Origin of the sequence: Corallococcus praedator, from assembly GCF_003612125.1 — a bacterium.
GTDB classification, from domain to species: Bacteria; Myxococcota; Myxococcia; order Myxococcales; family Myxococcaceae; genus Corallococcus; species Corallococcus praedator.
The window spans coordinates 1-10,486 of record NZ_RAWI01000333.1; the positions used below are offsets into that span (position 1 = coordinate 1).

General features: G+C 72.3%; 1 protein-coding gene. It reads right to left on the reverse strand.

The annotated features are described in order from the left end of the window. Positions 1-10,486, reverse strand: a 10,486-nt coding sequence (locus D7Y13_RS31290; protein ID WP_120630867.1) for a non-ribosomal peptide synthetase, incomplete at both ends; no start/stop codon positions are given.

The following is a 10,486-nucleotide window of genomic DNA, read 5'->3' on the forward strand; positions in this document are numbered from 1 at the left end:
GGGCCCGCGCGTGAGGGGCGGGGGCACCTGGGACGTGCTCGCGAAGGTGGAGAGTCGGGCTGCGAGCGCGGCCACGGTGGGCGCGTTGAACAGCTCACCCAGGGGCAGCTCCACCCCGAACACCCGGCGGATCCGCGACACCACCTGCGTGGCGAGGAGCGAATGGCCTCCCCGTTCGAAGAAGTCGTCGTGGATGCCCACCGTCTCCGGGTCCAGGCGCAGCACTTCCGCCCAGATGCTCGCGAGCCGCGCTTCCACGGCATCGCGGGGGGCCTCGCGCGCAGTTGCGTCCGTGCTGGCCGCTTCGGGCAGGGGCAGGGCCTTGCGGTCCACCTTGCCGTTCGGGGACAGCGGCAGGGCTGGCAGCTCCACCCACGCGGAGGGCACCAGCGGGTCGGGAAGCTGCTGCCGTGCGAACGCCCTCACTCGGTCGGTGGTGCCGGGGCCGGCTTGCGTGCCCACGACGTAGGCGACGAGCCGTTTCTCCCCGGGCACGTCCTCGCGCGCCAGCACCACCGCTTCGCGGACGTCGGGGGACTGGCGCAGCACGGCCTCCACTTCGCCGGGCTCGATGCGGAAGCCGCGGATCTTCACCTGGAAGTCGGTGCGGCCCAGGAACTCCAGCGTCCCGTCCTCGCGCCAGCGGGCCCGGTCGCCGGTGCGGTACAGGCGGGAGCCCGGCCGGGTGGCGAAGGGATGGGGGGTGAAACGCTCGGCGGTGAGGTCGGGCCGCTGGAGGTAGCCCCAGGCGAGGCCGTCGCCTCCGACGTACAGCTCTCCGGGGACGCCCGGTGGCGTGGGCTCGAGCGCGGCGTCCAACACCCACGCGGTGGAGTTGGACAGGGGCCGGCCAATGGGCACGGTGCCCTCCACGGTGTCCCCGGCGCGCAGCGTGTGCGTGGCGGAGAAGGTGGTGTTCTCCGTGGGGCCGTAGCCGTTGAGGAGCACGGCGTCTGGCGCCATCCGCGCCAGGTGCTCGCGCACGCGTGGCACGGGCAGCACGTCACCGCCCGCCAGCACCCGTCGCACGCGCGAAAGGGAGGCGCCTTCGTGCAGGACCATCTGTTCGAACAGCGCGGCGGTGAGCCACAGGGTGGTGACGCCTTCGGCCGTCAACAGCGTGGCCAGCTCCGACAAGGACAGCGCGGTCGGCGGCGCCAGCACCAGCTTCGCGCCGTTGAGGAGCGGACCCCAGACCTCCAGCGTGGACGCGTCGAAGGCGACCGGGGCCACCTGGAGGAACACCTCGCCGGGCCCGGTCTGGAGGAAGGAGGCGCCTCGGACCAGTCGCACGATGCCCCGGTGGGGCACGGTGACGCCCTTGGGGCGGCCGGTGCTTCCCGACGTGAACATCACGTAGGCCAGCGCTTCGGCCGGCACCTGCACGTCCAGCGGCGTGGCGGGCTGCTTCGCGAGCAGCTCCGCCTCCGCATCGAGGAGGACCAGCAGGCCGGCCACCGCTGGCAGCTCATCCGCCAGCGCCTCCTGCGTGACGAGCACGCTGACGCCCGCCTCCTGGAGGATCCACGTGGTGCGCGCCGTCGGGGCCTTCGCCTCCACGGGCACGTAGGCCGCGCCGGCCTTGAGGATGCCGAGCATTCCGGTGATGAGCTCCGGCGAGCGCTCCACGCACAGGGCCACCCGATCCCCCGGGCGCACGCCCAGGCGTCGCAGGTGGTGCGCGAGCTGATTCGACTGGCGCTCCAGCTCCGCGTAGGTGAGTTCTCGTGGCGCGTCTGGTTGGAAGGCGCCGGTGCTCCCGGGGGCCCTCACCGCGATCGCGTCGGGGGTGCGGTGGGCCTGCTCCGTGAACAGCGCGGGCACGGAGGCTTCGCGCGGGTACTCGGTGGTGGTGCCGCTCCAGGACTCCAGCACCTGCTGGCGCTCCTCGGCGGTGAGCCACGGCAGGCGGGAGAGCGGGGTCGCGGGGGAGGCCACCGCGGCGTCGAGCAGCACGCGCAGGTGCCGGGCCAGGCGGGCCACGGTCGCCGGTGCGAACAGGGCGGTGTTGAAGTTGATGCCTCCGGCGAAGCCTTCCGGGGAGCGGTGCAGCAGCCACTCCAGGTCGAAGCGGATCGCCCCGGGATCGGCGTTCATCGGCTGGAGCGACAGGCCGGGCAGCTCCAGCTTCGGGAGGGGGGCGTTCTGCAGCGTGAAGGTGACCTGGAAGAAGGGCGTGCGGCTTGGGTCGCGGGTGGGGTGCAGGGCCTCGACGAGCTTCTCGAAGGGGAGGTCCTGGTGTTCGTAGGCGCCCAGCGTGGTGTCGCGCACCCGCGTGAGCAGCGTGCGGAAGGTGTCACCGGGGTGCAGGCGGGTGCGCAGGACGACGGTGTTGGCGAAGTAGCCGATGAGCGCTTCGGACTCGGCATGGCGGCGGCCTGCGATGGGGGAGCCGACGAGCACGTCGTCCTGGCCGGCGTAGCGTCCCAGCAGCACCTGGAAGGCCGCCAGCAGCACCATGAACGGTGTCACGCCCTCGCGCCGCGCCAGGGCCTCCAGCGCCTCGCTTGATGCTCGGGGAAGCGTGAGCGGCATGAGCGCGCCCTGGAAGGTCTGCCGGGCCGGGCGTGGATGATCCGTGGGCAGCTCCAGGTGTGACGGTGCGCCTTCGAGCTGCTGGCGCCAGTAGCCGAGCTGGTGCTCCAGCACCGCTCCGCTCAGCCAGTCGCGCTGCCACAGGGCGTGGTCGGCGTACTGCACCGGGAGTTCGGGCAGGGGCGAGGGGAGGCCCCGGGAGAGGGTGGCGTAGAGCGTGCCCATCTCGCGCACCAGGACGCCGGTGGACCAGCCATCGGAGATGATGTGGTGCTGGTTGAGGACCAGCACGTGCTCGGTGGGGGACAGCTTCAAGAGGAGGGCGCGGATGAGGGGGCCCTGCTCCAGGTCGAACGGGCTGCGGGTCTCCTCGACGGCGAGCTTCGCGGCCTCCGCGCGACGCTGCTCCGGGTCGGTGATGCCCGTCAGGTCCACCTGCCGCACCGGCAGCGGGAGGGCGGGGTGGATGACTTGTTCGGGGGTGCCTTCACGCGCGCGGAACGTGGTGCGCAGGGCTTCGTGACGGCGCATCAGCGCATCGAAGCTCCGTTGCAGCGCGACGAGGTCCAGCGTGCCCTCCAGCTTCAGGGCCAACGGGACATGGTAGGCCGCGTCCACGGCGCCAAGCTGGTGGATGAACCACAGCCGCTGCTGGGCGAACGACAGCGGCAACACCTCCGGCCGCTCCCTGCGCGTCAGCGGGGTGAGGGCGGAAGCGTCCGGTGGATGGGCGGTGTTCGTGGCCTCCCGGGCGGACTTCGCGGGCGGCTGCGGGAGGACGGTCGTGGAGGCTGGGGCCCCGGCCTTGGTTGCTTCGGGCGCGGAAGGGAACTGCTCACGCTGCCAGCCGGAGGTGTCGGCGTAGCGCACCACCCGGTGGTGCCAGCCGGGCTCCTGCTGCCCCACGAACCAGACCGGTTGCCGCGCGACGGATGAAGGCTCCGCGCCCGGCACGGGCGCTGCCTCCAGCTCCGGGGTGGGCGTGGCCTCGCCGGAGCGATGCTCGGAAGGTGCCGCGACCGTCGAGGCTTGCGGCTCGGAGGTAGCAGCCTTGCCCGTGAGGCGACGGGAGAGTGTCTCCACCGTCGGAGCCTCGAAGAGCGTGCGCAGCGGCAGCTCCTGCCCGAAGCGTGCACGGACGCGGGCCGCCACCTGGGTCGCGAGCAGTGAATGACCACCCAGCTCGAAGAAGCTGTCCTGGACGCCGACCCGTTCGACGCCGAGCACCTGCGCGAAGATCTCCGCCAGCGCCCGCTCGGTGTCATCGCGCGGGGCGATGGACTCACCCTTCACGGTGGTGGGCGCCTCGGGGGCGGGCAGGGCCTTGCGGTCCACCTTGCCGCTGGACGTGAGGGGCAGGGCCTCCAGGGTGACCAGCGCGGAGGGCACCATGTATTCAGGCAGCCGCGTGTGCAGGAAGGCGCGCAGGGCGGCGGTGTCGGGCGCGGTGCCTTCGATCGTGACGTATGCGACGAGGCGTGGATCTCCCGCGTGCTCCTGACGCACGACGGCCACGGCCTCGCGCACTCCCGGCCAGGCCTGGAGCGCGGCTTCGATGTCACCCAGCTCGATGCGGAAGCCGCGCAGCTTCACCTGGAAGTCGGCGCGGCCCAGGTACTCCAGCGTGCCGTCGGTGCGCCACCGGGCGATGTCGCCGGTGCGGTAGAGGCGCGCCCCGGGCGTGTCGCCGTGCGCATCCGGAACGAAGCGCTCGGCGGTGAGCGCGGGGCGGCGCCAGTAGCCCCGACCCACCTGCACGCCGCCGATGAACAGCTCGCCCGGGATGCCCACGGGCACCGGTTGGTTCCTCCGATCCAGGACGTACATCCGCGTGTTCGCCACGGGACGACCAATGGGCACGACGCGCAGGACTTCGTCACGCGGGCACTCCCAGGACGTCACGTCCACCGCGGCCTCGGTGGGGCCGTAGAGGTTGTGCAGCACCGCGTGGGGCAGGCGGGCCTGCGCTTTGTGCACCAGGTCCGCGGGCAGGGCTTCGCCGCTGCACATCACCTGCCGCAGTCGCGTCAGGCGCTCCAGTCCGGGCTCCTCCACGAAGGCCCGCAGCATGGATGGCACGAAGTGCGCCGTCGTCACGCCCTCGCGGTCCATCAACGCGGTGAGGTAGTCCGGCTCCTGATGGCCTCCGGGCCTCGCCAGCACGAGCCGCGCCCCCGTCATCAACGGCCAGAAGAACTCCCAGACGGACACATCGAAGCTGAAGGGCGTCTTCTGCAACACCGTGTCGCCGGGCGTCAGGCCGTACCGCGCCTGCATCCAGCGCAGGCGGTTGACGACCCCCGCGTGCGCGTTCATCGCGCCCTTGGGTCGCCCCGTGCTGCCGGAGGTGAAGATGACGTACGCGAGCGCGTCGTCACCGGCCAGCGCCCGTGGACGGCTGACGGGCTGCCGCGCGATGGCATCCCACTCCGTGTCCAGCGCGACGACGTGCGCGGCGTGTGGAGGCAGTGCGCTCCGGAAGCGCTCCTGGATGAGGAGGACGGGCGCGGCGGTGTCTTCCAGCATCCCGGCGAGTCGCTCGCCCGGCGTGGAGGGATCCAGCGGCACGTAGGCGGCCCCCGCCTTCAGGACGCCCAGCAGGGCAACGACCATCTCCAGCGAGCGCTCCAGGCTCACGCCCACCAGCGTCTCCGGCCCCACGCCCCGGGCCCGCAGGTGGTGCGCGAGCTGGTTGGCGCGCGCTTCGAGCTGGCCATACGTGAGCCGCCGCGCCTCGGACTGGAGCGCGATGGCGTCCGGCGTGCGTTCAGCCTGGGCCTCGAAGAGCTGGTGGAGGCTCGCGCCGCGCGGGAACTCCACGCGCGTGTCATTCCATCCGCGCAGCACCTGCTCACGCGCTTCGGTGGACAGCAGCGGCAGGCCCGCGACCGGCGCGTCCGGCGCGGCGGTGACGGCCTTCGCCAGCGCCGTCAGGTGCTCCGCCATCCGCGCCAGCGTCGCTTCGTCGAAGAGGGCGGTGGCGTACTCCAGGCGGCAGCGCAGCCCGTCACGCTGCTCCCAGACCTCCAGCGTCAGGTCGAACTTGGACGTCGTCACTGGCACGTCCACGCCGCCAATGCGCAGGCCCTGCCCCTCCGTCGTCTGGGCCTCCGGGACGTTGATGACGTTGAGGATGGCCTGGAAGACCGGCGTGCGGCTCAGGTCGCGCGGCGCCTGGAGCACGTCCACCAGCCGCTCGAAGGGCATGTCCTGCCGTGCGTAGCCACCCAGGGCCTGCTGCTTCACGCGGGCGATGAGTTCCCGGAAGCTCGGCGCATCGTCGAGCTTCGCGCGCAGGGCGAGCGTGTTGACGAAGCAGCCCAGCAGGCCCTCCACCTCGGGACGCGTGCGGCCGGCGATGGGGGTGCCCACCGCGAAGTCGTCCTGGCCGGAGTAGCGGGAGAGCAGCGCCTGGTAGAGCGCCATCAACACCATGAACGACGTAGCGCCTTCGCGGCGCCCCACGGCGAGCAGGGGCTCCGACACCTCGCGCGGCAGGTGGAAGCGATGGGCCGCGCCCGCGTAGGACTGCACGGCGGGACGGGGCCGGTCGGTGGGCAGCTCCAACGGCGGGGCCCCCTGGAGCAGCTCCTTCCACCAGCGCGCCTGTTCCTCCAGCACCGGGCCTGTCAGCCACTCGCGCTGCCAGACGGCGTAGTCGGCGTACTGCACCGGCAGCGGCGGAAGGACGGACGGCACGCCCGCGCTGGCGCAGGCGTAGAGGACGGGCAGCTCGCGACTGAGGACCAGCGCGCACCAGGCATCGGAGACGACGTGGTGCAGGAGCAGGTGGAGGACGTGCGCGTCGGGGCCCAGCCGCAGCAGGAGGGCGCGGGCGACGGGGCCCGTGTCCAGGCGGAAGGGCGTCGCGGTGTACTCCTGGCAGCGGCGCAGCATGGCGGCCTCGCGCGCTTCGGCCGTGTCCCCGGGGACGTCCTCCCTGTCCATCGGCAGCGTGCCGGTGGGGTGGATGTGCTGCACGGGATGCGTGCTGGAGAGGGCGTACGTGGTGCGAAGGACCTCGTGGCGCTCCACCAGCGCGTCGAGCGCCGTCTGCAGTGCCCGCGCATCCAGCGGGCCCGTGAGCCGGAAGATGATCGCGTTGTTGTAGGCGGTGCTGTCCGGCTCCAGCTGCTGGAGGTACCACAGGCGTTGCTGGGCGAAGGACAGCGGCAACGGCCCACCGCGCGGCGCACGCGGGATGACCGGGTTCGCTCCGGAGTCCACGGTGGCGGGCTGCGCTTCGGGATGCGTGCTGCCAGGCGCGGGGCGCGGCGCGGGGATCTTGAAGGCGGGCAGGGACACGGACTCGACGTGCCCGTCGGCGCGCAGGCGCACGGGACGGCCGGTGCGGTAGAGGCGCTCGGAGGCTCGCAGCGGGTGCGGTGCCCAGCGGTGGGACGCGTCCTCGGGGGCCTTCCAGAAGGACGTGGGGAGGCCCGGGCCGGAGAGGGCCAGCTCCCCCACGACCCCCGTGGGCACGGGTTCACCCGCCGCGTCCAGCACCCAGGCCTGGAGCCCCGCGGGCAGCTTCTCTCCGGTAGCCCGGGGCAGCAGGCCGCCTTCGCTGGCTTCTCCCGCGAGCAGCACGGTGCCGCCCGAGGCGCGCTGGAGCGCGGAGGCCAGCTCCGTCGACGCGCCCTCCAACATCCATGCGGACACCGGGGCCAGGGACTCGTGCGCACCAGGGAGGTCCGCCAGCGTGCGGGCCAGCCGTGCGGTGGTGTTCACCAACACCGCGCCGGACTGACGGGTGAGGGCAAGCAGCTCCCCGACGCCCGTGTCCCGGTCGCCCCGCACGCGCGACTGTCGCGAGGCCTCGTCGGCCACCAGGAGTTCGCGCAGCGTGGCCAGCCGGCGGAGCCCCTGGAGGACGACGGACGTCTCCAGCCCGAAGTCGATGAGGCACGTCACCTCGTCCACGTCCGCCGCGCGCACGTCGCGCAGCCGCTTGAGGCCACTGTCCACCGTGCCGATGAGGCCGGTGCCCTTCGCGTGGTGCTCGAAGGTGTGCTCCAGCAGCGCGTCGATGTCCTCCTTCGAGACCTTGTTGAGTTCGCCCTGATGTCCCTGGGCCGCGAGCAGCGACGCGGTGATGTCCGCGGAGCTCCGGAAGTAGGCCAGCAGCGGCTTGCGGACCTGCCGCAGGACCTCCGCTTCGTCGTCACCGACGAACGTGTGCAGCATGCAGGTGATGTGACCCCGGCCGGGGTGGCCATTGCGGCGCCACGCCTCGCGGTAGAGGGCCACCTTGGGCTTCAGCTCCTCCACCGAGTGGGCGAAGAGGCCGGTGAGGACGCCCGCGCCCAGCTCTCCCGCGAGGCGGAAGGTCTCCGGATTGGCGGTGGCGGTGAGCCACACCGGCAGCTCCTGCTGCACCGGCTTCGGACGCAGGCCCACCTCCACGGTGACGCCATTGCCGCCCGGACGCCGCTGCCGCTCGCCGCGCCAGAGGGCCCGCAACGTCTTCAGGTTCTGCAGGAGGATGTTACGGCGGTCGGCGTAGTTCTGCGGCGCGAAGGTGAAGTCCTGGACGTGCCAGCCGGTGGCCACGGACACGTCGACGCGGCCCTGCGAGAGGTTGTCCACGACGGCCCACTGCTCCGCGACGAGCAGCGGATCATGCAGGGGCAGCACGACGCTGCCGGAGCGCAGGCGCAGGTTCTTCGTGACGGCGGCGAGCGCGGCGGAGACCACGGCGGGCTGCGGGTAGATGCCGCCGAAGGAGTGGAAGTGCCGCTCCGGCGTCCACACGGCGGAGAAGCCATTCGCGTCCGCGAACTTCGCGCCCTCCATCAACAGCTCGTACTTGGGGCCGGTGAGCGAGTCCTCATCGTTGGCGAAGTAGGACAGGCTGATCTGCAACGGAGCGGCACCTTCGCGGCCCTGCGCGAGGCGCGAGGTGACGGCCTCGGAAGGGAAGACGACGCGCAGCCCGCGGGAGAGGGCCCAGAGGGCTTCGAGTTCGGGCTTCTCGGGAGCGGGCTCGGAGGCGGCGAGCCAGGTGGTGCCCGGGGCCGGGCGAAGGCGCGCATCGAGTCCGGCGAAGAAGTCCGCCAACGAAGCGTGCTTTAGCGCCCACGCGGGCTGGCCCGCGCCCATGGGCAGCAACCACGCCAGCGAGTCCGGCGAGGGCGAGGGCTCCTCGCCGTTCATCGCCGCTGTCGAAGCGTCGTCCAACACCGCTTCAACCTGAAGGACCCGCGCCGCGTCCAACCGGGAGGACGTGACGAGCCCCCGCCAGGTGACGAGGCGGGGCGCAGGCTGGCCTTCCCGGGCATAGGTCGGCAGTGAGTCCAGATCCGTGGGCCCGAGCGCCACCGGAGCGCCCCCGGCTTCAAGCACGCCCCACAGCGCGGCCAGCTTCTCGGGCGAGGCACGCAGGCAGAGCGCGACGGGCTCTCCCGGCGAAAGGCCCAGCTCCCGCAACCGCGCGGCGAGCCGCCGCGCACGGGTCGCCAGCTCCGTCCACGTCCAGGTCCGCTCTCCCTGGCTCACGGCGACGGTGTCCGGCTGACGCCGCGCCTGTTCACGGAGGAGGGCAGGCAGTGAGGGTGCGAGGGGAAGGGCTCGCGGTTCGGGCCACGCTCGGCGTTCGTTCTCCGTGCCCAGCGGCAGGCGGGAGAGCGGGGCTTCGGGCTGGACAAGCGCCGCGCCGAGCAGCACCTGGAGGTGCTCCAGCATGCGCCGCGCGGTGGAGGCATCGAACAGCTCCGTCGCGTACTCCAGCGCACCGTGCACGCGCCCGGGCTCCTCGGTGAGGATGAGCGTCAGGTCGGACAGCGTCGCGCCCCATTGCACGGGCGTGCCCGGCACTTCGACGAAGGTGCCCCGGGCCCCGACAGCCGCCAGCGCATCACCGCCCATCTCCAGACGGGAGTGGTAGACGAAGACGGTGTCGGCCATGCGGTCCCGGCCAATGTCCTTGCCGGGGACGAGCTGTTCGACGAGCAGCTCGAAGGGAACGTCCGGGCGCGACTGCACGTCGGTGACTTCGCGCCGCACGCGGTGCAGCAGTTCGCGGAAGCTCGGGTCGTCACCGACGTGGGTGCGGAAGGCGGCCGAGTGCGCCACATAGCCGATGAGGGGCAGCAGCTCCGGCCGCGTGCGGTTGCCGATGGGCGTGCCGACGATGAGGTCCGCCTGCCCGGTGTACCGGTGCAAGAGCGCGTTCCACGCGGCGAGCACCGTCATGTACGACGTGAAGCCCTCGCGCTTGCCGAAGGCGACCAGCGCGTCGGCGAGCGCGGGCGGGAAGTCCAGCACCATGCGCTCGGAGGTGAGCGGACAGTTCGCGGGCCGGGGGCGGTCGGTGGGGATGCCCAACTGGCGCGGCATGCCGGCCAGTCGCTGCCGCCACCACTGCTCCTGTTCGGGGAAGCGCGCTTCGGCCAGGGACTCCCGCTGCCACGCGCCGAAGTCCGCGTACTGCACCGGAAGGGGCGCGAGCGGTGAGGGCCTGCCCTGGAGGAAGGCGGCGTAGAGCTGCCCGACCTCCTGGAGGAAGAGCGACGTGGAGAGCGTGTCGCAGACGATGTGGTGGATGGCGCAGACCAGCAGGTGCAGGTCCGTGCGCAGGCGCACGAGCGTGGTGCGAAGGACGGGGCCATGCACCAAGTCGAAGGGCCGCGCGGCGTCCTCGCGGGCGAACTGGAGGGCGGCCTCCTCGCGCGCTTCGGGCGTGCCTTCCACCTGCACGAGGGGAAGCGGGATGCGCACGTGGGGGTGGAAGCGCTGCACGGGCCTGCCGTCCACGGCGTCGTAGGTCGTGCGCAGGGCTTCGTGACGTTGGACGACTTCCTGGATGGCGCGCTCCAGGGTGGCGACGTCGGCGGGACCCTCCAGGCGCAGGACGAAGGGAATCGTGTAGGCGGACAGGCCGGGCAGGTACTGCTCCAGACGCCAGACGCGCTCCTGGACGAAGGAGAGCGGCAGGGGGCCGGTGCGCGGG